Here is a 25,711-nt window from a genome sequence, read left to right as displayed (position 1 = left end):
TGTTGCCCATGCTTTGAATTCATGAATCTCATTGGGGCGTATGATAATTAGAGGGATGATGTTCCGCTAGTGGAGGCTTGAGCCATGAATAAAAAGGTGTTGGTTATTGGAGCGGGAATCGGAGGTTTGACAACAGCACTTGCACTAAAACGAATAGGCTATGAGCCTGTAGTATACGAGCGCTCCACTGAACCTTCGTCCAACGGGACGACACTTGTGTTATGGCCTAATGCTTTGCGTGTCTTTCAAGCTCTTGGTGCAGCCGACGCAATCTTGAAGCTTGGTGTCCGCAACCTGAAGACGAGCGTATTTACTTCTAAGGGACAACCGCTGTACGAGCTTTCGCTCGACATGGAGGCTGAATATGGCTATCCGGTAATAACTGTATTACGGGCAGATTTGCAGAAGATCCTTCTGGAGCAGCTCGGGAGAGATGCTGTTGTATGGGGGCAGGAATTTGTTAATGCTGAGCAGGATGATGAGCAGGTTACCGTAAAATTTGCCGATGGACATCTGGAGCAGGGTTGTTTATTGATCGGAGCGGATGGCATTCATTCTAAGGTGAGAAATGCTTTATTCGGGGAAGTGCCGCTACGCTATTGCGGGTATGCTGCCTATAGAGGGATGGTGGACAACCATTCCACTATATTATCCCATCAGATTGGGATGGAAGTATGGGGGGAAGGCAAACGGTTTGGCCTGTTCCATACCGGCCATAAGGGGATTTACTGGTTTGCCACATTGAACAGCGCGGCGGATAATTCTATTTCTCCCAACGGGATAAAGCAGCGGCTGCTGCATGAGTTTGCGGGCTGGCATCCACCCGTGGAGCAAATTTTACATCTCACGGATGAATCGAAGATGCTGCGTCACCTGATCTATGACCTGCCGAAATTGTCATATTGGACGAAGGGGCGAGCGACTCTGCTGGGCGACGCAGCGCATGCGATGACGCCTAACCTTGGGCAAGGCGCCTGCCAGGCGATCGAAGATAGCATGGCTTTGGTTGAATCGATCCAGCGTGGGCCTGACTTGAATACCGCTTTACAGCGCTATGAAGCAGGACGTATTTCACAGGTAAGAAAAGTGGTGAACTTGTCGTACCGAATGGGGAAGGTTTCCCAGTGGTCGCATCCTTGGCTATGCGGAATTAGAAATTGGGCATTTGCCGCCCTGCCGGGCTCCCTTAAATTAAAGCAGCTGGAGCGTATTATAGGCAAGGACAGCCGTTCGAAGAAAGACAACAAGTTGATGCTGTGATTGTAGAAGGGGGATACTAGCTATGAGTAAGGAAATCGAAAGAAAGTTTCTATTGACGGGCTTCCCGGCGAAGGAGCTTGTGAATAATACAATCACGTTAGTTTCGAAGCAATACATATTTCAAACCTATTTGGCATTTTCAGAGGATCAAGAAATTAGAGTGAGGAAGTTAGTCAACAATGAAGGAGTTCCCCACTATACACATACTTTCAAATCAGGCCATGGTTTAGTAAGGGAAGAAATCGAATACTCGATCTCTGAGGAAGTTTACACGCAGCTGCTGAATAATACGAAGCTTAAACCACTTGAGAAGATACGAACTAAGGTAGAGCATGAAGGGCGTATCCTTGAGGTGGATGAATACAAACAAATCGATCTTATTGTTGTGGAAGTTGAGTTTCCTGATTTGCATGAAGCAGAGGTATTCACGGTTCCGAGTTGGTTTGGAAGAGAGCTGGGGCAGGAAGAGGAGTTTCGTAACAAGACTCTTTGGCTCAAGCTGCAGACTGAAAACCTATGATTTTATAGAAAAGCGTTGGTCTGGAATACACGGCCAATGCTTTTCTTTTTTAAGAGATAAGAAAGTATAAGTTTGAACCGGAGGTTCACCTTTCTTATCTCGCAAGAAAAGCTACCGCTAAGATACGAATGTATCTTCATCGAATGGGCTTCGATCAGAAGCTTTTCTTATAATATCAGACTTTAAGTTTTCAGCAGAGCTGAACAAGTCTGATATTGCAAGAAAAGCTACAACTTAGTCACGAATGTATCTTCCTCGAAAGGGCTTCGATCAGAAGCTTTTCTTATAATATCAGACTTTAAGTTTTCAGCAGAGCTGAACAAGTCTGATATTGCAAGAAAAGCTACAACTTAGTCACGAATGTATCTTCCTCGAAAGGGCTTCGATCAGAAGCTTTTCTTATAATATCAGACTTTAAGTTTTCAGCAGAGCTGAACAAGTCTGATATTGCAAGAAAAGCTACAACTTAGTCACGAATGTATCTTCCTCGAAAGGGCTTCGATCAGAAGCTTTTCTTATAATATCAGACTTTAAGTTTTCAGCAGAGCTGAACAAGTCTGATATTGCAAGAAAAGCTACAACTTAGTCACGAATGTATCTTCCTCGAAAGGGCTTCGATCAGAAGCTTTTCTTATAATATCAGACTTTAAGTTTTCAGCAGAGCTGAACAAGTCTGATATTGCAAGAAAAGCTACAACTTAGTCACGAATGTATCTTCCTCGAAAGGGCTTCGATCAGAAGCTTTTCTTATAATATCAGACTTTAAGTTTTCAGCAGAGCTGAACAAGTCTGATATTGCAAGAAAAGCTACAACTTAGTCACGAATGTATCTTCCTCGAAAGGGCTTCGATCAGAAGCTTTTCTTATAATATCAGACTTTAAGTTTTCAGCAGAGCTGAACAAGTCTGATATTGCAAGAAAAGCTACAACTTAGTCACGAATGTATCTTCCTCGAAAGGGCTTCGATTAGAAGCTTTTCTTATATATAGTGCGACTGAGTCTAAAATTGCAAGTAAGCTTCGTCAAGATATGAAATTTTATTGGGTTAAAGAACGTTCCCATTAAACTTTAGAGCTGTATTTGTATTTGCCGAATCCTCTGCATATACTATAACAACCTGAGTTTGGGGTGAACTTTCTGTGACCGCCCTCCCAAGAAGGATTTAAAAGAAACCAACTGTTTTCTGCATCGTAGATAATGGGGAAGCTGAAGTCGAATACTGCATACCATGTTGGTTTTGCTAAAGTAAAATCCTTAGGGGGAATACGGATGTCCACGTTTAAGAGAATGCTCGCCACTGTCGGAATAGGTGCTGCGAAGGTTGATTTACAGATAGATAATGATCGGGTAGCTGCTGGTGATATGGTAACAGGTGTCGTTTATATTCAAGGCGGGCGGGTTAATCAAGAAGTGGATGATGTATACGCATTCGTGAAAACGCAATATGTGCAGGAAAAGGACAAACAGAAATCTTTGGTGGAAACAACAGTAGGCAAGTTTTTGCTCGCGAGTAAATTTACAGTAGAAGCTGAGCAAGCCTATGAATTCCCGGTTTCTTTCCAGCTTCCGGCTGGAACTCCCATAACAGTGAAACGGACTATTGTCTGGATACAGACGGGTCTTGATATTAAAGAGGCCGTTGATCCGAAGGATGAGGATCGACTGGAGGTTATCCCTCACCGACATTCTCAGACGGTACTGGATGCCATTGAGAAGCTTGGGTTCCGACGACGTGAGGTTACATGCGAATACGCTCCGAAGCTTGGAAGAAATCTTCCATTTGTTCAGGAATTCGAGTTTGTCCCAACGACACACTTTCGTAAGGATTTGGATGAGCTTGAGGTTATCTTTTCACCGGATGAAGACGGCGTGGAGCTGCTTCTGCAGATCGATCGCAAAGCGCGTGGTTTGTTAGGGATGTTTGCTGAAGCAACGGATACGGATGAGAGCTTTGTCCGTTGTCACTTTAGTGTCTCCGACCTGCGTAGAGGCGCAGATTCTGTTGCTGAAGAGTTGTCCCAGATCATCCGCAGGTTTATATAGCTAGAACTCTTAACTGGAATACTCTTATGTTGTTCTCATGAAAAAAATGGTCGAAAAAGAACCTTCTGTTCCCATATTTATAGGGGATTGAAGGTTTTTTGCACATTTTACGGATTCACTCACTCGGGTAACAACCGATCTTCAAGATGAGGAACAAGGATACCCTTTTTTCTGTTCATACGTGAGCATTCAAGTGAAACGGAAGTACGATTACTTATTTACTCGAGCTAGGGAGCAATTCGACAGGTTTTAGACGAAACTAGGTATTAAAGTTCCTTGAAATTATCAATTAGAGGGGAGCCCAACAAATAGAGGGATCACGTTCCTCTAGTGAATGGGAGTGAGATTTCAGCAGGGATTGGGGCTTTCTAATGTTGCAAAAGTGATGGCGTGTGAACAGATGTCCAAAGGTTGCTTTGCTTTCGTTGAAAGGAGAGTAGGATAATCTTACCTCCTAGACTGCTGAATGATGAATGAAAGAAGATAGATGGAAATCCTCCCGTTAATCCAGCCTGGATATCGTTTGAAAGCAAGCTAACTGGAAAAACTCCTGCTAATAGAGGCGATCGGGGTGATATCAGCCAAAATCCTTAAAATTAGCATGAGAAATTCCAGCTATTGATCTTGAAACCATATGTTTCGGAGAAAATAACATGACAATTTCCTGATAATTGCGTGGGGTTAGTTAGGCTGCCATGCCATGAACTTGAGGGTTCTTTTGCAACCCTAAATTCACGATAATGGTGGATGGGCTGTTCCAAAATGAATTTTGGGACAGTGCTTTCCAAGGACGCCGCAAGGCGGTTTCTTATAATATCAGACTTGATAAGTTTTCAGCGGAGCTGAAGAAGTCTGATATTGCAAGAAAAGCTACAACTTAGACACGAATGTATCTTCTTCGAAAGGGCTTCGATCAGAAGCTTTTATTATACAGAGACGTTTTGGGTGAGAATGAGCTTTCCCCTTATAAGCACTCAGCAGGGGCGCTGACTCAAGTGACCAAGTAACTGAATGGTAAATACAGTAGTATGCATTTCGTTTTATTAAGGATGTTAACCTTATTTTCATCATATTTTGGGGGAAGCGAGCAGAAAGAAATGCGCTAAGGAAATCCACAGGTTAATTTAACTCTCCCCAATTTAGAAGGGCTGCTAGATATGAATACCAGCTAACCATCCTGTTAAAAATCAAGATTGAACGCATTCACCTTGAGGGCGGAGCTGCTGGTCATCCCTTCTTGACAAATATAGTTGTCAAGAATATAGTTGTTTTAACAACTAATTATTGAAGGAGTGAAGACATGTGGAAAAGACAACCGGCAATGGTATGGAGCATTCAATAGGTTTTAATATGGGGGTAACCTACCGCAAGCTAACGAACCTCCTGCAGTATCGTCTGAAGGAATACGATATTACGCCGGAGCAGTGGTCCGTTCTTTATCAGGTAGCCAGGGCGGATGGATTGATTCAAAAGGAAATTGCGGATCGCGCAGGTAAGGATAGACCAACGACGACCCGAATTCTGGATCAATTGGAGGGGAAGGGCTGCATTTATAAGAAAACCGGGGAGAATGATCGACGTTCTTTCCTGGTTCATATTACGGACAAAGGAAAGCTGTTGATCGAAAAGACGCTTCCCATCGAGCGGCAAGTCATTAATGAGGTTAAAGAGTGGATGACTGCTGACGAATATGATTTGCTATTGGAGCTTTTGCTTCGTATCAACAATCGCATGAGTGAATTAACAGACATAGAGTAGGAGAAGACACGATGAATACTCATGAACCATCTTCAAGATTATGGACGAAACCTTTTATTAGCTTAACGATTTGCTCGTTCTTGTTATTTCTGAATTTACAAATGCTGCTTTCTTCATTTCCGGCCTATGTGAAGGATAAATTTCTGGTTGGGGATTTGACGGTTAGCCTTGTAACGAGTGTGTTTGCCATATCGGCGATAGCTACCCGATTCTTGACAGCGGCGCTGATTCGGAGGATGCAGCGTAAAGTGATTTTGTTTATCGGAATCGCTGTGGCGGGCATCATCACCGCTATTTACGGTTGGGCCGATTCCATTGGGTCGCTGCTTGCTATGCGCGTCGCCTATGGCATCGGATTTGGCATGTCGAGTACGATAATACCGACATTGGTATCGCCTATTATTCCTAGCAAAAGGATGGGCGAAGGGATAGGTTATTTTGGCCTTTCGACCAGCCTCGCTATGTCCGTGGGGCCGATGATCGGTTTAAATATGATGAACCATTACGGCTTCGGAACTCTTGCCGTAACGGGTGCCGCAACGGTGTTATTAATATTTCCAATCATATGGTTGTCTCGTTCCATTTCCCCGGAACCCGTAATCGGACGTAGCACACGTGCCGTTGCTGCGAACCCGTCGTCGAGTTCCGGATTATTATTTCCCGCTCTGCTGAATGTTTTTTTATCGGTAACCTACAGCGGACTTCTCAGTTTTATTGCTTTATTCGGGGAATCCGTGAATCTGAGGCAGATGGGTTTATTTTTCCTGTTTAATGTAATCACTATAATCATTATAAGGCCGATATCCGGCAAAATATTTGACAAGAAAGGGCATGCAGCTGTCCTCATACCCGCGGCAATCTGTGTGCTGGCCAGCATGGTGTTGCTCTCCTATACCGCATCGATGCCGATGCTAATCGTATCTGCTCTGCTATATGGACTTGGTTTCGGCTCTATTCAGCCGACCATTCAAGCCTGGATGCTTCGGTCGACTCCGCAAGCTCAGCATGGTACAGCCAACAGTATGTTTTATAACTCCACTGACTTCGGTGTTGCAATTGGCGCCTTAATTCTGGGAGCTATATCTTCGTTAACCGGTTATGCGGTTATGTATCGTTACTCGGCAGGATTTATGCTGCTGTTTCTTATAGTGTATGTGTTCTACTGGATTGCGAAGGGGAGAAAGAGCAGCAACGGTTTGAAGTCGCAGTCTGCTGCCAAATAATTCATCTCCTATTTAAGGTCCCACAAAAGGATTGTTCCCCGTATTCGTAGAAATTAACATAGATGTTACTGTCTACGAAGGGGGAAGTCTGGATGAAGCAACCATATTCGACCGGTGTATTGAAGCAGGAATTTATAAAAATTTATAATTCAATTAATCAAGAAATATTTGGGACAGGCATCAAATCACAGAAAATTGAAATTTCCGGCGACAAAGTGTTTATTTTTGCGACACATAAACGTATACCTGCCTTGAAAATACTCGATGAATCCAACCGCAGCTTGACGGCCAGTGTAGACATCTTGTTAATGGAGGCCAACAAACGGATGCTCAAGGAGCAGATCGAGAGCACATTGGGACTAGAGGTTAAGCTCGTGCTCAAGGATTATGATCCGGTAACGGAATTTTCGGGGACCGTTATTCTTTTGAAAGAACCATTAGAGTAAAACGTTAATATATATAACATATAAGTGACGTAATTATCATTATTTTCCCGATATCAATAAATTTTTATTGATTTATCAGTATTCAAGTGTTATATTAACTGACATATTAGTGAGTTGTTCTAGCTGTTCATACAATAGCTCACACAATCATTGTGCTTGTGTACATTTAAGGCATCGCATCCTTTTGCAAAAAAAGAGATTCGATTCCATTGTGTAGTACAAGCGAAATCCATACATGCAGCAGGTGCTGAGGAACTCCTTACGGAGAGCTTTACAACCGCTAATTGTGACGTATCCGGGTCTGGTTTCTATCAGTCTCAGTATGCTCATGATGGCGGTTTTTTTGTCTAGTTAAACTAATGAGGTGAACAAGGAGCGGAGCGGCCAAAAGCATTCTGGAGAAGCGTAAGCGTTCGCCTTTGTCCCCTGATGTCGTCAACTTAAGGTTTTATCTCTTAGGGAAATCGGGGGACAACAGTGATCGGAAGAATGTTTTGGACGCGCAGCGGGGTTGTTCACCGAATGCACCAAGAGAGGAGAAAGCAGATGACGGCAGGAAGAGCGCGGACAGAAGTGCTAAGTGTACTGGATGCTCTAAATAAAATTTCCAAAGGAAGGATGGTGATGGATTGGAATGAAGTAACCTCTGGAGCTAACCCTTATGTGGTTATGAAAACCTCAAATATCCCAGGTAAGAGTGTAATTGAAATCCCGGGCCTAATTTTCGGTGACAAGCATAAGCCGGTATCGCGAATCGGTGTGGGAATGACATTGACGGAATCGGTCATTGAGCTCGCTTCCGCCATGAAGCTTGATCTTATCATTGTTCACCATCCAGTGGCCGATGCGGCAAGCTCGGGAGGAGTGCCGTTCGCTGATTATTTGCCTCTGTACGACTTGGCGTTAATCGAAATGCATGAGGCGTTTCATGGGCTTCATCCCGGACTTACATTGCTGCACGGACATACCAAGCTGAAGACGGATATTGCTTTTGGCGGCATCCCGGGCAATGTGCTTCATAAGGGAGTTGCTCTTCCGGATGTACATACGGTGGGGGATATATTAGCAAGAATAGATCGCTTTATGGGACGGGAAATCGATCAGGATATGCTGGAGGCGGAGCGGGCAATCCGCGGGGAGCCAACGCTGCAGGAGGCAACTCTCTCCAATCCGTCTAAACTGCTGAGCGGTGCTATGACGAGTCCGGTACAGCATATTCTGCACTTTTTCCCTCATACCGGATTTTCAGTCGAGCAGTTGGAGAAGGCTCTTGAGATGTATCCCGAAACGGACACAATTATCGTTAGTATCAGCAGAGTCAGGGAGGATCATCCATTCGTCACGCTCGCCAAGGAGAGGGGGCTTAATTTTATCGTAGGCAACCCTCATTCCGTAGAAATTATGGAGAATGGACTGCCGCTTGCCTATGCGTTGGAGCTGCTGCTTCCGGAGTTGGAGATATTTCTGCTAAGAGAGCGCATAACGGCTGTATCGCTGAAGGATGTGGGTCATCGTCAAATGGTTGAGTACGGTAGGGAAATGGCTGAGATGCATCTGGTTTCCAAGCCGGCTAGAGCAGTACAAACTTATTAAAATATTACTAAATACATAATCGGGAGGAAGAAACCATGATAAAAATTAAGAAATCCGCCTGTATGCTGCTCTCTGTAGTTTTACTGACACTTGCCGCGGGCTGCGGTACCACTCCTGCTGTTGAAACAAAAGCTTCCGCACCCACTCCAGAAGTTAAGAAAGAGCAGCCGCTAAAGACCGTTAAATTTTCCGAGGTTATCCGGTCCATTTTTTACGCGCCGCATTATGTTGCCATGCAGAAGGGGTTTTTCAAAGAAGAAGGTTTGGTTATAGATATGAACACAGCGCAAGGTTCGGATAAAGGAGCGGCCGCGTTGATTGCAGGTGTTGCAGATATTTCGTTAGTGGGGCCTGAAACCGCCATTTATATTTATAATCAGAAGGGTGAGAAGACGCTCAAAATTTTCCATCAGCTAACGATGAAGGATGGTTCGTTCCTGCTGTCGCGCAACAAAGTGGATGCTTTTAAATGGAGTGACCTGGAAGGGAAAACTGTCATTGGCTGGAGACCCGGCAGTGCGCCTCAAATGGTGTTAAATAACAAGCTGCTGCAGGAAAAAGTAAACAAGGTCGACGTTGTGACGAATATTGCGTCCCCTGCTATGGCCGGTGCTTTTACGAGCGGAAAAGGCGACTACATCCAAGTGTTCGAGCCGATTGCTTCCACGTTGGAGAAAGAGGGGAAAGCCTACTACGCCGCTTCGGTAGGGCAAATGTTTGGAGCCTTTCCCGAAACCTCTTATGTAGCAACCTCCGATTATATTAAAAGCAACCCGGAAATCGTGCAAAAATTCGTGAATGCCGTGGCCAAAGGTACCAAATGGCTGAACACCGCATCCCAGGATGAAATTGCTGAAGTGCTGATGCCTTTTTTTGAAGGGACTCCCAAGGATGTTGTCATTCAGTCTATAGAGCGCTACAAGAAGCAGGATACATGGCCTGCCGTACCGGAATTGACAAGCGAGCAATTTGAAACGCTGCAAAAGGTATTAATAGATAACGGCGTGCTTAAGCCGGAGCAAAAGGTCGCAGACATGGGGGCCGTCGTAGATATGAGCTTTGTCAAAAATATCGGGAAGGCGGCGAAATAAGCCTATGGCCCAGATTGAATTGAGCGAAGTAAACTTAAGCTACTTTACAATGAAGCAGGAAACGGAAGCGCTGAGGGACATTAATATGTCGGTTGAGGCGGGCGAATTTATTAGCATTGTGGGTCCGAGCGGCTGTGGGAAGAGCACGCTGCTCTCCCTCATCTCGGGTATGTACAAACCGACCCAAGGCCAAGTGCTGATCGATGGGCAGGAGGTGTCAGGCACCTCCCCCAAGGTGGGGTATATGCTGCAGCACGACCATTTGTTTGAATGGCGGGATATTCTGAGCAATCTGATGGTTGGGGCGGAAATCCGCAAGATGGACCGCAAAAAAGCGGAGCGTAAGGCGATGGAGCTGATGGAACGGTACGGCTTGGGCGGGTTTGCGCATCATAGTCCCTCGCAGCTCTCTGGAGGCATGCGCCAACGGGTGGCGTTAATCCGTACGCTGGTGACAGAACCGGATATCCTGCTGCTGGATGAACCGTTCTCGGCATTGGATTATCAGACAAGAATTACGCTCGCCGATGAAATATTTAAGATCATTAAGGATCAGGGGAAGACGGCTGTTTTGGTCACCCACGATATTTCGGAGGCTATCAGTATGGGGGATCGGGTTATGGTGATGTCCAAGAGGCCTAGTACGATTTCTACAATTTATTCGATTCAACTGGGTAATGGCAAGGAGCTAACTCCTTGGAAGAAAAGGGAAGCGGATAAATATAACAACTACTTTAATGACATTTGGAAGGAGCTGCAGGGTCATGTCGTCTCTACCGGTTAGTGAATCGTCAGTCGTAGCGGAGACTCAGGAGGTAGAAACCCGCGCAGCGCTTGCAAGTAAACCATCCGTTTCCCCGCAATACGCCGAGTACAGGCAGACTCAGAGGCGTAAACAGTGGATGGTTCGCTTGTCCCAGCTGCTGTTGTTTGTGGCATTCCTTGGGGTGTGGCAGCTCGCCGCTAACATGAAATGGGTCGACTCGATGCTGACCAGCAAGCCGTCGCAATTGTTCATGTCTTTTCAAGAGCTGGCTTTTAAAGGGGAGCTTTTCAAGCATACCTGGACGACTAGCATGGAGACGCTGATTGGTATTGTTGTTTCTATGCTGCTCGGAACCTTGATTGCTGTTGTGTTCTGGTGGTCTACTTTTGCCTCGAAGGTTCTGGAGCCGTATATGGTCGTGCTGAACGCTTTGCCGAAGGTAGCGCTTGGCCCTATCTTTTATATTTGGCTGGGAGACAAGTACTCGATATATGGCATGGCCATAGCGATATCGGTAATTGTTACTATCATCATGGTTGAGAGCGGATTTAAGGAGATTAGCCAAACGAAGCTCAAGCTGATGGAGTCGTTCGGAGCTACCAAGGCCCAAATGCTTCGGATGGTTCTTCTGCCGGCTAGTATCCCGAATTTTATTGCAACTTTGAAGGTGAATGTTGGTTTGACTCTGGTTGGGGTCATTATGGGTGAGTTTTTATCCTCGAAGGCAGGGCTTGGCTACTTGATCATTTATGGCGGCCAGGTGTTCCAAATGAACATGGTCATGGTTAGTATCGCGATGCTGGCTATATTGTCTATTATTTTATATGGCTTGGTTAATGTGGTGGGTCGCTTTGCGAAGAAAAAGTATCATTTTGAAAATTAAGCTTGACGGATTACTCGCGAGCAGACGGTGGTAATGATCGCCAGAGCGATAACCGTTGCAGGTCTAAAAGGGAAGCGCAGCAACGGACTGGCAAGTGGAAGCGGCGAGCAGTCAATGGCTTGCCAAGCCTGGGATCACACATCGATACCTCTCTGGGAACAGGCTATAGCTGACCTGACCATGCTGATTCGCGAGTAATATCTCCAATAGCGTATACGGTGAAATGAATACATAGGAGAACTTAATCCGATAATGACTTATCGGATTAAGGCCCCCAACTCTATGGGCTATGCTTGACCCGTAACGTCCCCACTAAATGGATTACAAATCATCATTACTAGCTGTTGGCCGGACTTAGGTGACTCCCTTGTCCAATACGATAGGCTGGGGAGCCGTCTGCAGGCGGAACGACGATGCGCTATTTTTAGTTTTTGGCATGGAAACGTGCCCTTAACGGAACTACAGTATCTTATTTCAGCAAATCAGAGTCTATAAGGCTAAAAATAGCAGAATAAGGCATCGTAGTTCCGTAGCTGCTTCGATGGAGGGTCTTTCTATACAAATAAGGCATTCACGTTCCGCTTTCGTAGCGCGCAACTGTAAACATCGGATTTGGCTGCAATAACCCAGTTAAATTCTACCATATTGAACCGACTAGGCAAGTGTAGCTTGCTGACGTCTGATTCCCCAATGCTTCGCTGAACGAGTTCACTTAAAATAAATTTCGTATACAATGTGCAACAAGCCTAGCGCAATTCGATGAAGTATGTTATTATCTGTGTAAGCGCTTCAAAAACAAGCTTTACCATTCGATTTTTACGATAAGTATGGTATTTGAGAGCATTAAGGATCGAATCCTTTTAGTTAAAAGAGATTAGACTCCATTTTGCTTCTTTCACAAGACCATGCCTAAAGCAGGTAATAAGGAACTCTTCGGAGAGCCTTGCAACCGCTACTTTATGACATATCCGGGTCCGCAAGGAATCCGTATGCTCATGGTGGCGGTTTTTTCTATTTCTCAACTGAACCATTACATGAAATCCATTTAAACAGATGCAGCAAGGGAGAGGAAGCGTATGAAGGAAACACGGGTTCAAACGGATGTGGGAAATGTGTTGGAAGCGCTTAATGTAATATCCAAAGGAAGGATGGTCATGGATTGGAACGAGGTAACCTCTGGCACTAATCCTTATGTGGTTACGAAAACCTCGAATATCCCGGGGAAAAGTGTCATTGAAATTCCGGGGCTCATATTTGGCGATAAACGTAAGCCGGTATCACGCATAGGTGTTGGAATGACCCTTACCGAGTCGGTTATCGAGCTGGCTTCGGCTATGAGACTTGATCTAATCATCGTCCATCACCCTGTGGCGGATGCAGCCAGCTCGGGAGGTGTGCCGTTCGCGGATTATTTACCCTTATATAATCTATCGCTGATCGAGATGCATGAAGCTTTCCACGGGCTTCATCCGGGGCTTACGCTGCTGCATGGACATACCAAGCTGACAACGGATATTGCTTTTGGCGGTATCCCTGGCAATGTGCTTCATAAGGGCGTTGCACTTCCTGAGGTCCATACCGCGGGGGATGTATTGGATAGAATAGACCGTTTCATGGGACGGGAAATCGACCAGGATATGCTGGAGGCCGAGCGGGCGATCCGCGGAGAGTCCACCTTGCAGGAGGCGACAATCTCGAATCCGGCCAAGCTGCTAAGCGGCACACCGGATAGTCCGGTCAAGCACTTCCTTCACTTTTTTCCGCATACCGGATTTTCGATGAAGCATTTGGAAACGGCACTGCAAATGTATCCGGAAACGGATACGATTATTGCCAGTATCAGCAGGGTGAGGGAGGATCATGAATTCGTACGGTTAGCCAAACATCGAGGGCTTAATTTCATAGTAGGTAATTCACATTCGGTTGAGATTATGGAAAATGGGCTTCCGCTCGCTTATGCATTGGAAATGCTGCTTCCGCAGGTTGAGGTATTCCTCTTAAGAGAACGAATAACGGCTGTCGCGCTTAAAGATGTCGGTCACTCTCAGATGGTTAAATACGGCAAAGAAATGGCAGAAATGCATTTGGTGTCCAAACCACCCCAGGCTGTTCAACTGCTATAAGAGGTTGTTCCAAAAGCTCCCTTTGGATCACGAAGTTTTTCAGGAAGCTTATTCGATATCATAAAAGTATATTCTGAAAGGATGATCTTTAAATGAGAATGAAGAAAACCGCCTGTCTACTGCTTTCTGCCGTGCTGTTAGCCCTTGCCGCGGGATGCGGCTCTGCGCCTGCTGTCCAATCGAATGCTAAACCAGCCGCAGCCTCGGAAGGGAAGAAGGAGGAAGCGTTAAAAACAGTCAAATTTTCGGAAGTTATTCGTTCTATTTTCTACGCTCCTCACTATATCGCCATGCAAAAAGGTTTTTTTAAAGAAGAAGGCCTGAATGTAGATATGAACACAGCACAAGGCTCAGATAAGGGAGCGGCTGCTCTGATTGCAGGGGTTGCAGACATCTCTTTGGTTGGACCGGAAACTGCTATTTATATTTATAATCAAAAAGGGGACAAGACGCTTAAAGTCTTTCACCAGCTGACGATGAAAGATGGCTCGTTCCTGCTCTCCCGTACCAAAGCGGATGCTTTTAAATGGAGTGATCTGGAAGGGAAGTCAGTCATCGGCTGGAGACCGGGAAGTGCACCCCAAATGGTGCTAAATAATAAGCTGCTGCTGGAGAAGGTGAACAAGGTCGATGTTGTGACCAATATTGCTTCGACGGCGATGGCGGGAGCTTTCACGAGCGGTAAAGGCGACTATATTCAAGTATTCGAGCCGATTGCCTCCACTTTGGAGAAAGAGGGCAAAGCCTTTTATGCGACTTCTGTAGGACAAGCCTTCGGCTCTTTTCCGGAAACCTCCTATGTGGCAACGTCTGATTACATTAAAAAGAATCCTGAAATCATTCAGAAATTCGTAAACGCTGTATCCAAAGGGACGAAATGGTTGAACACAGCTTCTCCTGATGAGATTGCAGCAGCGTTAATGCCATTCTTTGAAGGAACGCCTAAGGAGATTATTATTCAATCGATCGATCGTTATAAGAAACAGGATACCTGGCCTGCTGTTCCTGAGCTGAATGCGGAGCAATTCGAAGCATTGCAAAAGGTGCTGATCGACAACGGTGTTCTTAAGCCGGAGCAGAAGGTGGCTGACATGAACGCGGTCATTGATATGAGCTTCGTGAAAAATATCGGGAAGGGGAAATAAGCTTATGGCGCAAATTCAATTGGAGGATGTTTGTTTAAGCTACTTTACATTGAAGCAAGAAACAGAAGCTATACGCGACATCAATATGTCCATTGAAGCGGGCGAGTTCATCAGTATTGTGGGACCGAGCGGCTGTGGTAAAAGTACGATGTTATCCCTGATTTCCGGTATGTACAAGCCGACGAAGGGCAAAGTGATGATCAATGGGCAGGTTGTGTCCGGCACCTCCCCCAAGGTAGGGTATATGCTGCAGCATGATCATCTGTTCGAATGGCGGGATATTCTGAGTAATTTGATGGTTGGAGCGGAAATCCGCAGGATGGATTTGAGGAAAGCCGAGCGCAAGGCGATGGAGCTGATGGAACGATACGGCTTGGGGGGCTTTGCTCATCATAGTCCGGCACAGCTCTCCGGCGGTATGCGACAACGGGTGGCGTTAATCCGCACACTAGTGACCGAGCCGGATATCCTGCTGCTGGATGAGCCGTTCTCTGCTCTGGATTATCAGACAAGAATAACGCTTGCTGATGAAATCTTTAAGATCATTAAGGATCAAGGAAAGACGGCGGTGCTGGTCACGCATGATATTTCAGAGGCTATCAGCATGGGGGACAGAGTGATGGTCATGTCGAAGCGGCCGAGCACGATTTCTTCGATTTACAATATTGAGTTGGGTGAGGGGAAGGAGATTTCTCCGTGGAAGAAGCGGGAAGCGAGTCGCTACAATGATTACTTTAACCAAATTTGGAGGGAGCTGGAAGGACATGTCGTCGCTACCGGTTAGAAAGTCAACTATCGGTCAGGAATCGCGGAAGGAACAGTCGGTAGCATTGGTTGTAGAGAATAAAGCGTCACAGCTGTATTCCGAATATCTTCGAGTCCAAAAGCGCAAACTGTGGATGGTGCGAATCAGCCAATTATTGTTATTAGCCGGATTTCTCGGCTTGTGGGAATTGGCTGCTACTATGAAATGGGTCGATTCGATGCTGACCAGCAAGCCGTCACAATTAGTTACCTCCTTTCAGGAGCTCGCATTTCAAGGGGAGCTGTTCAAGCATACGTGGACAACGGCGTTTGAGACTTTGATTGGAATTGTGGTTTCCATGGCGGCAGGCACCTTAATAGCCATTGTGTTCTGGTGGTCGACGTTTGCTTCCAAAGTATTGGAGCCTTATGTTGTCGTGTTGAACGCGCTTCCTAAAGTTGCGCTTGGCCCTATTTTCTACATTTGGCTGGGTGATAAGTATTCGATTTATGGGATGGCGATGGCTATATCCGTTATTGTTTCTATTATTATGATTGAGAGCGGATTCAAGGAAATTAGCAAAACAAAGCTGAAGCTGATGGAGTCGTTCGGCGCTACCAAAGCTCAAATGCTCAGGATGGTGCTTCTGCCAGCAAGTATTCCGAATTTTATTGCAACGTTGAAGGTAAATGTTGGTTTGACGCTGGTCGGAGTTATAATGGGCGAGTTTTTATCCTCCAAGGCGGGACTTGGTTACTTGATCATCTATGGCGGCCAAGTGTTTCAAATGAATATGGTTATGGTCAGTATCGCCATGTTGGCTGTATTGTCTATTATATTGTATGGCTTGGTTAATGCCGTGGGTCGGTTTGCGAAGAAGAAGTATCATTTTGAGGGTTGATGCCAGTAAGATTAAGGAAAATGATGGAATTGTTAATGATGAAAAGCCTGCCCTATTCATGTTTTATTGATGAGATCGGCGGGTTTTTACTGAAATTATTGTATACAATATGCAATATGCCTAGTTATTTATTTGGAAGTGTGATAAAATACATTTTATCAGAAATGTAATCGCTTCCATTAACCGTTTTCATTAATTTAGAATGAAATACGTTCTACGGGGGTGTGAAATCGACAATTAACATAACATATGGAAATAAAGCAAATAGTTCCAAACAAGCTGATGCCGCAGGCTTCTTTTTCTATGTCATAATATATAACACTAAAAAGCGATATCGAGGAAAGTTCTGGACAGTTAAACTCAAATTCTATTAATTTTTGTATACCAAATGCCAAAAAAGACTATTTAAGCGAATAAAAATGTGCTACAATCACTGTGAAGTACATTACAACGAAGAGGCAGGGGAATCGAATGATCACATCATCACATCTTATGTACGCTTTTATCACAGTGGCAGTAATTGTAGTTATGTTGTTCAGACGTGGTGTTATCATTCCGACTTTAATCGGGACCTTTTTAGTCGGATGGATTTACAAGGGTGATGTGATTAGCGGTTTCAAAGCGGTTTATAACGCGAATCTGACTGCTGCAAAAGAACTCTTCACGATTTTCCTGATCATTACGTTTATGGTGGCTTTGCTGGCATCCTTACGTGATATCGGAGCGGACCGCCGAATGATACGGCCTATTCAGAAGCTGATCGTTAATGGCCATGTAGCATTCTTTGTACTTGCGGCGGTTACGTATGTTATTTCATTGTTCTTCTGGCCGACACCGGCTGTGCCTCTGATTGGAGCGTTATTGTTCCCTGCGGCAATTCGTGTGGGGCTTCCGCCGATGGCTGCGGCCATGTCTGTTGCTCTTGCGGGTCAGGGGATGGCGTTATCCTCCGACTATGTCATGCAAATTGCTCCCATGCTAAGTGCCAAAGGAGCCGGTGTTTCAACAGCGCTTGTAGCGGACAAGGCTATGGTGTTGTCACTGATCACGGGTGTAGTATCCATCATGGGCGCATACTTGATGCACCGCAAGGCGATCCGCAGTAAATCGGATGCTCCGGTTGTTCAACAAGAGGCGACAGTGACAGAATTGAAAGCCGCAACTACAGTTGAGTATGCGGAGGCAGCAGCAGCAACGGAATCCCTTTCTCCATCCGTGCTTAGATGGTCCAAAATCTTTTCCGTACTTGTGCCGGTATCTATGCTTGGAGTCATGATTGTTATGGCCGCAAGTAAATTCGGCGGTGCGAACATGGGCGGCTTTGAAGGTGGAGACGGAGCGGCTTTTATCGGCGGTGTTGCAGTAATACTGCTTATTCTGTCCTGTACCGTGTTTTCCAAAATCAGTGCGTTGGACAAGATTGGGGATCACCTTACAGAAGGTTTTGTATTTGCCTTTAAAGCGATGGGACCGGTGATTCCAATTGCAGGCTTCTTCTTCTTGGGTAATGCCGATTTTTCGAAAAGCGTTTTGTCGTTAGCCGATAACGTTCAGGCTCCCGCTTTTCTGTATGATCTGGTTATGTCTGTGCAATATGCAATACCAACCAACGAGTTTTTCACAGCATTCGGAATCTTGCTTATCGGTATTATCGCAGGGTTGGAAGGATCGGGTTTCTCTGGTTTGCCATTAACGGGCTCCCTTTCGGGTGCATTGGCACCAACAGTAGGCATGGATCCTTCAACATTAGCGGCTATCGGTCAAATGGGTTCGGTATGGTCTGGTGGTGGAACGCTTATTGCCTGGTCATCACTCGTAGCTGTAGCGGGGTTTGCTGGAGTATCCGTTATCGAGTTGGCACGTAAAAACTTCCTGCCGGTTTGTATTGGATTAATCGTATCGACTATTGCTGCTATGCTGCTGTGGTAGATGTGTAAGGCTCAGTTTGCTAGAACTCCGAGGATAATTGATCCGATAACGGCTCGATTGAGAGCTGTTCTTGTACAAGCTTGGGAATGATGTCTTGGCTCGATTTGACCAGGATCCGGCTAATAACGGCCGACATTTCCTGTACGAAGGTCAGGCTAGTATGCTCCAAGACTTTATGATTTAACGGACCATGGTTGTTAATAATACCCTTAATATGAATGTGGCCAGTGGGAGGCAGCTGCTTGTTTAGACTGACTCCTGGTAGAAGAGGCTCCTCCACGAGCTGAAGCGTACCGATTTTATAAAATTGCCCGAGACAAGCGTCAACGGCGATGACGTAAGCACGGCTATGCTTGCTCGCGATGTCGGCTAACGTTCTGTGCATATTCAAAGCATGTACAGGTTTGGTCAATGTTCCGTAAATATGAACATGAGGATGCCCCTCGAGTCGTTCAGTCAGACGGCTGCCAACCAGAGGGCCTAAGGAATCACCGTTGTAGCGGTTTGTTCCTATGCAAATGATAACTATTTCAGTGTAGTCCGGATTTTTCATGAAATGCTTGGTTAATAAATCCGAAATATAAGGCGCTGACTTTTTATCCAGGTAATGCTTGTGATGCATCATGTTGAATCGCCTGCTTTCTTGCTGATCTTTGATTGGTTGCAAGTCGTATATGACGTTATACTATATTGTAAACCATAAGGGATAGTGCAATAAACATTAAAGAGAGAAAAAGATTTATTCATTTCTCGTAATAATGGTATACAATACACCATATTATATAGCAAGGAAGGAGATTATGCCATTATGCCGAACCCGTATTTTTTAACACAGATGACTTGGCCTGAAGTGAAAGAAGCGCTTCAAACCGTTAAGATTGCTATTATTCCACTTGGGGCGCATGAGCAGCATGGTCCTCATATGGTAGAAAGCTGCGATGCGGTTCTGGCGGAGGAGATGGGTAAACGGTTGACTGAGAGATTGCACCCTGAGGCCGTTTTAACTCCTACTATTAATATGGGGGTTTCGCCGCATCATATTCATTTTCCAGGAACGATCTCTTTGGAGCCGACAACTGTAATTGCCATTCTACGAGATATGATGAAGTCTTTAAAACAGCATGGTATCCATCAATTTCTTATACTCAACTCCCATGGCGGTAATCAGGCTACGCTTGGAGTAGCGGTCGATATGCTTACCACTGAGCTGGATGTGCGTATCTATTATGCCAAAACGACCGCATCCGCTAAAGATGTCATGGATAGACGGATCGAATCGAAGCTATATGGTCACAGCTGTGACCGCGAGGTATCGGAGGCGCTCTATCTGGCTCCTCATATAGTACGGAAGGATAAGCTGGAAGCGGCCGATTATCAGGAAGGACGATGGAAGAAGCTGCGTCCGGGCAATCCGTTGCAAGGATTTTATTATTATGATGAAATGACGCGCAACGGCTGTATTGGAGATGCTACTAAAGCTAGTGAAGACATAGGTAAGGAAATAGTGGAAACCGCTCTGGAGCGCTTAACCAAGGCAGTCAAAGAAGTGATATAAAATATGAAGCAAACTTTATTCATAATAGCGATAGCTGCTTATCTTTGCTCGGCCTTCTATCCTATCCAGCTATTTCAATGGGTTATCTCTGTAGTATGTTTGCTAATTGTTATCTTTGTTTTTCCTTCCGTTAAAAGATTCGTGCAAGGGATGGGCGTTGTGTTCTTAGGCATAGGCATTATGCTTCTGATTGTGAACGGAGCATCATGGGTAAGCTTTGTATCGGGCTTTGGCAATATGCTGAATATTTTAAGCTTATTTGCCTTGCTTCCGCTAATTGCTTTGCCGATCGAGCTTGGGCAATACGCATCCCGGATTCAGTTAATCATTCAAAGCAAAATCAAGCATTCCGGTTTGCTCTATACTATCACTTCCGGATTGTCGTATATATTTAGCTCTTTTATGAATTTGGCCACATTGCCGATGATGTATCATACCATTCGTCCTTCGCTTGATTTATATCCGATTGAAAAGAAGGAACGCTTTATAAGCAGAGCGATAACCCATGGCTATAGTATGCCGATTGTTTGGACGCCAGTAGCGCCGATTGTTGGCATTATTGTCGAGATGACAGGGGTCGCCTGGAGCTCTATTTTACCCATTGTTATACCGTTCAGTCTGCTTGGGCTTGCCTTGGACGGCTTTATGGGGAGATGGATCGCTAATCGCAGGCAGAAGCTGCTAAGCCAAACCATTCTTGATGAAATGGCCGCATCCAGGGAAGGGCTGCCGTATTTCGAGCAGGGGCAGGCAGGAGGGCTTAAGGCAAGCCATCCCATACAAATTTTTATTGCGATTCTTGTTTTTAATAGTTTGATTTCGATATTGGAGAAATATTCTCATTTCAGCTTTTTGCTGCTGGTTGCCGTATCCGTCATACCTTTTGCTTTTCTATGGTCGGTGCTGTTGGGCAAGGGCAAGCTGTTTATTAAAAGGAGCCGGAGTCTGCTGCCGGAGCATCTGTTGAGAATGAAAGAGCAATTTTTCGTTTTTCTCAGTGCGGGTTTTATGATATCGGCCATTCAAACTACGGGTGCGGGACATCTTATTAATAGTTGGATTATGGATGTAAAAGATATGGTGGGAGCGGATCTGTTTCTATTATTCATTCCATTGATCCCTTTGGTACTGGCTTTTGCCGGCTTGCACCCAGCTGTTGCTTTGGCTCTTGCTGCTGAGTCTCTTAATCCGAATGCACTCGGACTTTCTGTTGAGCTTACGGCAATTGCTATGCTTACAGGAGCGGCTGCGGCTTTTATGGTAGGTCCTTATAATGCAACGGCAGGGATGATGGCGGGACTCTCAGGGCAGAGCTCATATCGGGTCTCCAATTGGAATATTCCTTTTACCGCTGCGTATTTACTAATGGCGATGCTGCTTCTGCTAATCCTCAAAAAAGTGGGTTGACAGATGAGCCCAGGTAAGTAATAATACAGTTATAAGATTTTTGGTATACAATATACCAAAAACCAAATGAAACAATGAAATGAATAATTCGGATCAATAAAGGCCCGCTTTGCAGAAAATGAGCTAGTGCAATTTATCCTACTTTTTTTTCAAATTTGAGAGGAGTGCTTTTATAATGACATTGACTAAATCACGCTTAATGAACAAAGAGGAATTCCGCCACGCTTTGGAGCAAGCCATTGAAGGAAATGCGGTAGCTAAAGCGCCTTTTACAACTATGTGGGCAAACGGTGAGTTGAAGAAAGAACATTTTGCAAGCTGGGTTGAGCAGCACTACGCATACGTGGGCCCGTTCGCAGAGTATTTGGCTTATATATATGCTAACTGTCCGCATGAGGATGCAAGAGATTTCTTGCTGCAAAACATGTGGGAGGAAGAGCTTGGCGGCGATCGTCATACTGATCTGTTGATTCGTTTCGGAGAGGCTTGTGGAACTACCCGTGAGCGTGTTGAATCGATGGAGCATTTGCTTCCTGAAACAATCGGTCTTCAATCCTGGTGCTATCGGATGGCATTCAAAGAGAACTTCTTGTTTGCTACAGCGGCTCTGGTTGTAGGGCTTGAATCGCAAGTGCCTGCTATTTACCGCAGACAAACACCTACGCTTCGTGAGAAATACGGCTTCACGGATGAAGAAGTGGAATTCTTCGATCTTCACATCGTATCCGATGAAATTCACGGGGAACGCGGCTATCAAATCGTTCTGGAATATGCTAGAACACCTGAGGATCAACAGCGTTGCATTGAAATCGTTGAAGAAGCAACCAAAATGCGCAGAATGTACATTGCAGCTATCTCTCGCGAGTTCTGCTTAGAATAATACAGCCCTACTGAAATTATACTTATTATGATTTATGATATAGCACGTTAATAATTCCCGAGAATTCCTTCTTTCTCGGGAATTGGTTTAACAATAGCCCTATCTGGTGCGAGCTTTAGGAAAGGGGATTTATATGGCAATTGAGACAGCGGTACAAACATTTAAAAACCTGGTTAACGGACAATGGGTGGATTCGGTAAGCGGAGCTACATTCGAGAATACGAATCCAGCCAATGCAGCTGAAATCGTCGGACGCTTCCAAGCCTCTGTAGAAGAGGATGTCAATCTGGCGATTGAATCCGCAGACCGTGCGTTTCAAACCTGGCGCTATGTAGCTCCAACCAAGCGCGCTGAAATTTTATATAAAGCAGCCGACTTGTTGGAAGCGGGCCTGGAGCAGTATGCGGAGGAATTGACCCGGGAAGAAGGGAAAACGCTAGCAAGCAGCCGTATGGAAGTTAAGCGTTCAGCTCAAACATTGCGTTACTATGCATCAGAAGGCTTGAATGTAGCAGGCGAGACACTTCCTTCTGACGACCCTACAACCTTTGTTTATACAAAAAAAGAGCCATTAGGCGTTATAACGGTCATCACTCCATGGAACTTTCCATTATCCATTCCTGTTCGAAAGATTGCTCCTGCCTTGGTTTCAGGTAACACGGTGGTTTTCAAACCGGCATCAGATACGCCTTTAATTGCGTTTCGTCTGGTTCAGGCATTGCATGATGCAGGATTGCCTGCTGGAGTAATCAACTTCGTCACCGGATCAGCATCAAGGACAGGTACTCCGCTTGTAACTCATCCAGCAGTCAAAGCTGTGACGTTCACGGGCTCAACAGGTGCAGGTGAGAAAATTAATAAATCCGTTCGTTTGTCCACTCGCGTTCAACTGGAGCTTGGCGGCAAAAACCCGCTTATCGTCATGCAGGACGCCGACGTGGAGCAAGCGGCTGAATTAGCTATTAAAGGCGGCTTCGAATTGACTGGTCAGGCATGCACAGGCACCAGCCGCGTCATCGTAATGGACTCCGTTCATGATCAGTTTGTTAATGCGCTCATTGCCAAAACTCAACTATTGACGGTAGGCAGTGGCCTCACCAAGGGCATCGAAGTTGGCCCGCTCGCGAATGCCAGCCAATTGAAGAATGTGCTGGAATATGTAGAGATCGGCAAAGCCGAAGGTGCGGAGCTTGTATATGGCGGTGAGCATTTGTCCGAAGGCGAGTACGCAAGCGGTTATTATGTCAGACCGGCTATTTTCACCAATGTGCTGCCGAACATGAGAATTGCTCAGGAAGAAATATTCGGACCGGTCATTTCGATCATTCGTGTCACCTCTTTCCAAGAAGCCATGCGCATTGCTAATGATGTGGAATTCGGATTGTCAGCAGCTATTTGCACCTTTGATCCTAATCATATTCAGCACTTTATTAATAACATTCAAGCAGGTGTGGTCAAGGTTAACCGGACAACAACAGGAAATGCTTATAACGCACCATTTGGCGGTGTGAAAATGTCCAGCACAGCTACGTACCGTGAGTCGGGACGCGGAGCGCTTGAATTCTATACGCAAATTAAAAGTGTATACCACGGGGTAAAAAGCATCGATTAATTGATGGGTTTAATTATCGGGAATGGAGGAGCTACCCACCTATGAAATCAGTATTGAAGCTGGAATTGGAAGAAGCGAAAGTCATGCTGGAGGCGGCAAGAATCGCTGCTGAGGAAGTAAAAGCTCTGGAATCGATATGTATTGTCGATGACGGCGGATATGTCATAGCTCTGGAGCGTATGAATGGCGGGCGCATCACAGGCCCCGAGATTGCTATAGCTAAGGCGTTTACAGCAAGCGGACACAAGCGGTCGACCCATTTGTTCAATCAACCGGGCGGACCGGCTTCAACTACCGGCGAAGCATTCGGTATTCATGCCATGCTGCCCGGCAAGTTCGCTATATTCGTTGGGGGCTTCCCAATCGTAGTGAACGGGGAAGTCGTCGGCGGTGTTGGTGTCAGCGGAGGCAATGGGGAGCAGGATACAGCTGTTGGGACAGCTGCACTGAAGGCGCTACAAAATTACTTGGGCAGTGAATACGAAGTTATGACACAGGCGGATATTAAGAAGTAATTGTGTGGAGAGTACGAGCGGAATGGCCGAAGGCGTTCTGGAGAAGCATTTGCGCATCCGAATGCTTCGGCCGTGCAGCGGGACTTGTTCGCAGACTTGTGACAGATAAGGATGGAGAGGCAAGATGGAGTATTGGAATTTGTTCCTCGGATTTTTCCGGATCGGCGTCTTGGGTTACGGCGGAGGACCTACCATGATTCCTCTTGTTCATGCGGAAGCCGTACAGAAGTATAAATGGATGACAGACGAGGAATTTACGGACGTGCTGGCTATGGGGAATGCCCTGCCAGGACCAATCGCCACGAAAATGGCCGGGTACATTGGCTATAAGGTGAAAGGGACAGCAGGCGCCTTTATCGCGATCTTGGCCATGGTCATCCCTGTTCTAGCCGCGATGATTTTTCTGCTGGGTCTCATTTATAAGCTGAAGGATTCCGGAATTGTAGGCGGTATGACGCACGGTATTCAGCCGGTAATCGGTGTGATGATGGCCGTTATGGCTTATGAGTTTTTCCTGAAATCTTGGAAAGGCTGGACGAAGAGCAGAACAATCGGCTGGACGGTCATCTCGTTAGTTGTCTTGGTTTTGCTGGATTTGAACCCGGGACTGCTCATAGGCATTGCTCTTGCTTACGCATTTATCGAATCGACCTATTTATTCAAAAAGAGGAAGAAAAAGCAGGCCGATTCTGACAGGGGTTTTTCAGCATGATACTATTGCACATATTTTGGGCCTTTTTCATTCCTAATATTTTAGGATACGGCGGCGGGCCGCCGATCATCCCTTTACTGCAAGCCGAGGTAGTTGATCATTACGGGTGGATGACCTTGGAGCAATTCGGTGATGTGCTGGCGCTGGGAAATGCGCTGCCAAGTCCGATCGCGACCAAGCTTGCCGGATACATTGGCTATCAGGTAGGAGGCGTTACGGGTGCGGTGGTGGCTTTGATTGCAACTATAGCGCCAACTGCTATCGCCATGGTGATCTTGTTCAAATTTCTGCAGTTTTTTAAATCGGCTCCGCAGGTTGCGGCTATGACTCAGATCGTACGCCCGATCGTAGCGGTTTTGCTGGGAACGTTAGCCTTTCAGTTTTTTGCAAGTGCTTATCAGTCTGCAGGAATATGGCAGACAGCAGCGCTTACAGCGGTCAGTTTAATAGCCTTGGAGAAGCTGAAAATTCATCCGGGTTTGGTGGTAGCCTCTGCTATGGTCTACGGAGCTTTTTTTCTTAGTTGAATAGTACCTTCGAATTTGTTTTACACTATATGACATTTCGATTACACTGAGAAGAAACAACATTCGGAGGTATACCA

General features: G+C 45.7%; 24 protein-coding genes. 23 read left to right on the top strand and 1 reads right to left on the bottom strand.

The genetic code is table 11. The annotated features are described in order from the left end of the window. Positions 1–84: 84 nt before the first annotated feature. The 16 genes from ACFQ0C_RS10835 to ACFQ0C_RS10760 all read left to right on the top strand — a co-directional run bounded on the left by ACFQ0C_RS10835 (position 85) and on the right by ACFQ0C_RS10760 (position 18,426). Complete coding sequence (locus tag ACFQ0C_RS10835) at positions 85–1,260, top strand: FAD-dependent monooxygenase (RefSeq protein WP_379366614.1); 1,176 nt, start codon at positions 85–87, stop codon at positions 1,258–1,260. 22 nt (positions 1,261–1,282) lie between these two features. Beyond that, on the top strand, positions 1,283–1,780 hold the full coding sequence (locus tag ACFQ0C_RS10830; RefSeq protein ID WP_379366612.1) for a CYTH domain-containing protein: 498 nt from the start codon (positions 1,283–1,285) through the stop codon (positions 1,778–1,780). Between the two features lie 1,269 nt (positions 1,781–3,049). Further along, a complete protein-coding gene (locus ACFQ0C_RS10825; protein ID WP_379366610.1) occupies positions 3,050–3,823 on the top strand; it encodes a sporulation protein in 774 nt (257 codons plus the stop codon). Between the two features lie 1,302 nt (positions 3,824–5,125). After that, the gene (locus ACFQ0C_RS10820; RefSeq protein ID WP_379366608.1) at positions 5,126–5,581 is read left to right on the top strand and encodes a MarR family winged helix-turn-helix transcriptional regulator; all 456 of its coding nucleotides are present in this window, start codon (positions 5,126–5,128) and stop codon (positions 5,579–5,581) included. Positions 5,582–5,592: 11 nt separating this feature from the next. Further along, a complete protein-coding gene (locus ACFQ0C_RS10815; RefSeq protein ID WP_379366606.1) occupies positions 5,593–6,804 on the top strand; it encodes an MFS transporter in 1,212 nt (403 codons plus the stop codon). Positions 6,805–6,896: 92 nt separating this feature from the next. Then, positions 6,897–7,250, top strand: a complete 354-nt coding sequence (locus ACFQ0C_RS10810) for a Na-translocating system protein MpsC family protein (RefSeq protein ID WP_171656027.1) — start codon at positions 6,897–6,899, stop codon at positions 7,248–7,250. Between the two features lie 546 nt (positions 7,251–7,796). Next, positions 7,797–8,843, top strand: a complete 1,047-nt coding sequence (locus tag ACFQ0C_RS10805; protein ID WP_379366604.1) for a Nif3-like dinuclear metal center hexameric protein — start codon at positions 7,797–7,799, stop codon at positions 8,841–8,843. Positions 8,844–8,878: 35 nt separating this feature from the next. Further along, positions 8,879–9,934: an ABC transporter substrate-binding protein gene (locus ACFQ0C_RS10800; protein ID WP_258217123.1), complete on the top strand. Its 1,056-nt coding sequence runs from the start codon at positions 8,879–8,881 to the stop codon at positions 9,932–9,934. A 4-nt stretch (positions 9,935–9,938) separates the two neighbouring features. Beyond that, positions 9,939–10,718: an ABC transporter ATP-binding protein gene (locus ACFQ0C_RS10795; RefSeq protein WP_379366601.1), complete on the top strand. Its 780-nt coding sequence runs from the start codon at positions 9,939–9,941 to the stop codon at positions 10,716–10,718. Next, a complete protein-coding gene (locus ACFQ0C_RS10790; protein ID WP_379366599.1) occupies positions 10,699–11,583 on the top strand; it encodes an ABC transporter permease in 885 nt (294 codons plus the stop codon). The genes ACFQ0C_RS10795 and ACFQ0C_RS10790 overlap by 20 nt, the downstream gene beginning before the upstream one ends. 33 nt (positions 11,584–11,616) lie before the next feature. Continuing rightward, positions 11,617–11,781, top strand: a complete 165-nt coding sequence (locus ACFQ0C_RS10785) for a hypothetical protein (protein WP_379366597.1) — start codon at positions 11,617–11,619, stop codon at positions 11,779–11,781. Between the two features lie 878 nt (positions 11,782–12,659). Continuing rightward, positions 12,660–13,706: a Nif3-like dinuclear metal center hexameric protein gene (locus tag ACFQ0C_RS10780; RefSeq protein ID WP_258217129.1), complete on the top strand. Its 1,047-nt coding sequence runs from the start codon at positions 12,660–12,662 to the stop codon at positions 13,704–13,706. A gap of 92 nt (positions 13,707–13,798) precedes the next feature. Beyond that, a complete protein-coding gene (locus tag ACFQ0C_RS10775) occupies positions 13,799–14,851 on the top strand; it encodes an ABC transporter substrate-binding protein (protein ID WP_379366595.1) in 1,053 nt (350 codons plus the stop codon). Positions 14,852–14,855: 4 nt separating this feature from the next. After that, positions 14,856–15,635, top strand: coding sequence for an ABC transporter ATP-binding protein (locus ACFQ0C_RS10770; RefSeq protein ID WP_379366593.1), 780 nt, complete (start codon positions 14,856–14,858; stop codon positions 15,633–15,635). Beyond that, positions 15,616–16,497, top strand: coding sequence for an ABC transporter permease (locus ACFQ0C_RS10765; protein WP_379366591.1), 882 nt, complete (start codon positions 15,616–15,618; stop codon positions 16,495–16,497). The genes ACFQ0C_RS10770 and ACFQ0C_RS10765 overlap by 20 nt, the downstream gene beginning before the upstream one ends. 471 nt (positions 16,498–16,968) lie before the next feature. Continuing rightward, positions 16,969–18,426: a hypothetical protein gene (locus ACFQ0C_RS10760; protein WP_258217133.1), complete on the top strand. Its 1,458-nt coding sequence runs from the start codon at positions 16,969–16,971 to the stop codon at positions 18,424–18,426. Between the two features lie 19 nt (positions 18,427–18,445). On the opposite strand, the gene yyaC is transcribed toward ACFQ0C_RS10760, so the two are convergent. Continuing rightward, positions 18,446–19,051 carry a spore protease YyaC gene (yyaC, locus tag ACFQ0C_RS10755; RefSeq protein ID WP_379366588.1) on the bottom strand — a complete coding sequence of 202 codons (606 nt, stop codon included), beginning with the start codon at positions 19,049–19,051 and terminating at the stop codon, positions 18,446–18,448. A gap of 183 nt (positions 19,052–19,234) precedes the next feature. Between yyaC and ACFQ0C_RS10750 the strand changes: the two genes are divergently transcribed. The 7 genes from ACFQ0C_RS10750 (at position 19,235) to ACFQ0C_RS10720 (ending at position 25,634) form a co-directional block, all read left to right on the top strand. Continuing rightward, on the top strand, positions 19,235–19,981 hold the full coding sequence (locus tag ACFQ0C_RS10750) for a creatininase family protein (protein ID WP_258217135.1): 747 nt from the start codon (positions 19,235–19,237) through the stop codon (positions 19,979–19,981). A gap of 3 nt (positions 19,982–19,984) precedes the next feature. Continuing rightward, positions 19,985–21,388, top strand: a complete 1,404-nt coding sequence (locus tag ACFQ0C_RS10745) for a hypothetical protein (RefSeq protein ID WP_379366586.1) — start codon at positions 19,985–19,987, stop codon at positions 21,386–21,388. Between the two features lie 175 nt (positions 21,389–21,563). After that, a complete protein-coding gene (locus ACFQ0C_RS10740) occupies positions 21,564–22,268 on the top strand; it encodes an iron-containing redox enzyme family protein (RefSeq protein WP_171656014.1) in 705 nt (234 codons plus the stop codon). Between the two features lie 133 nt (positions 22,269–22,401). Then, entirely contained in the window at positions 22,402–23,880 is a 1,479-nt protein-coding gene (locus ACFQ0C_RS10735; RefSeq protein WP_258217137.1) for an aldehyde dehydrogenase family protein, read from the top strand. Positions 23,881–23,921: 41 nt separating this feature from the next. Continuing rightward, a complete protein-coding gene (locus ACFQ0C_RS10730; RefSeq protein ID WP_379366583.1) occupies positions 23,922–24,395 on the top strand; it encodes a GlcG/HbpS family heme-binding protein in 474 nt (157 codons plus the stop codon). A 124-nt stretch (positions 24,396–24,519) separates the two neighbouring features. Beyond that, a complete protein-coding gene (locus ACFQ0C_RS10725) occupies positions 24,520–25,107 on the top strand; it encodes a chromate transporter (protein ID WP_258217139.1) in 588 nt (195 codons plus the stop codon). After that, positions 25,104–25,634 (top strand): chromate transporter, encoded by a 531-nt coding sequence (locus ACFQ0C_RS10720; protein ID WP_258217140.1) that lies wholly within the window; start codon positions 25,104–25,106, stop codon positions 25,632–25,634. Before ACFQ0C_RS10725 ends, ACFQ0C_RS10720 begins: the two co-directional genes overlap by 4 nt. The last annotated feature ends 77 nt before the right edge of the window (positions 25,635–25,711 follow it).

The organism is Paenibacillus sp. GCM10027630 (genome assembly GCF_042676305.1).
Lineage (GTDB): Bacteria > Bacillota > Bacilli > Paenibacillales > NBRC-103111 > Paenibacillus_S.
Note: the sequence above shows the minus strand (reverse complement) of the source record. Positions and strands in the feature narration are given on the sequence as shown.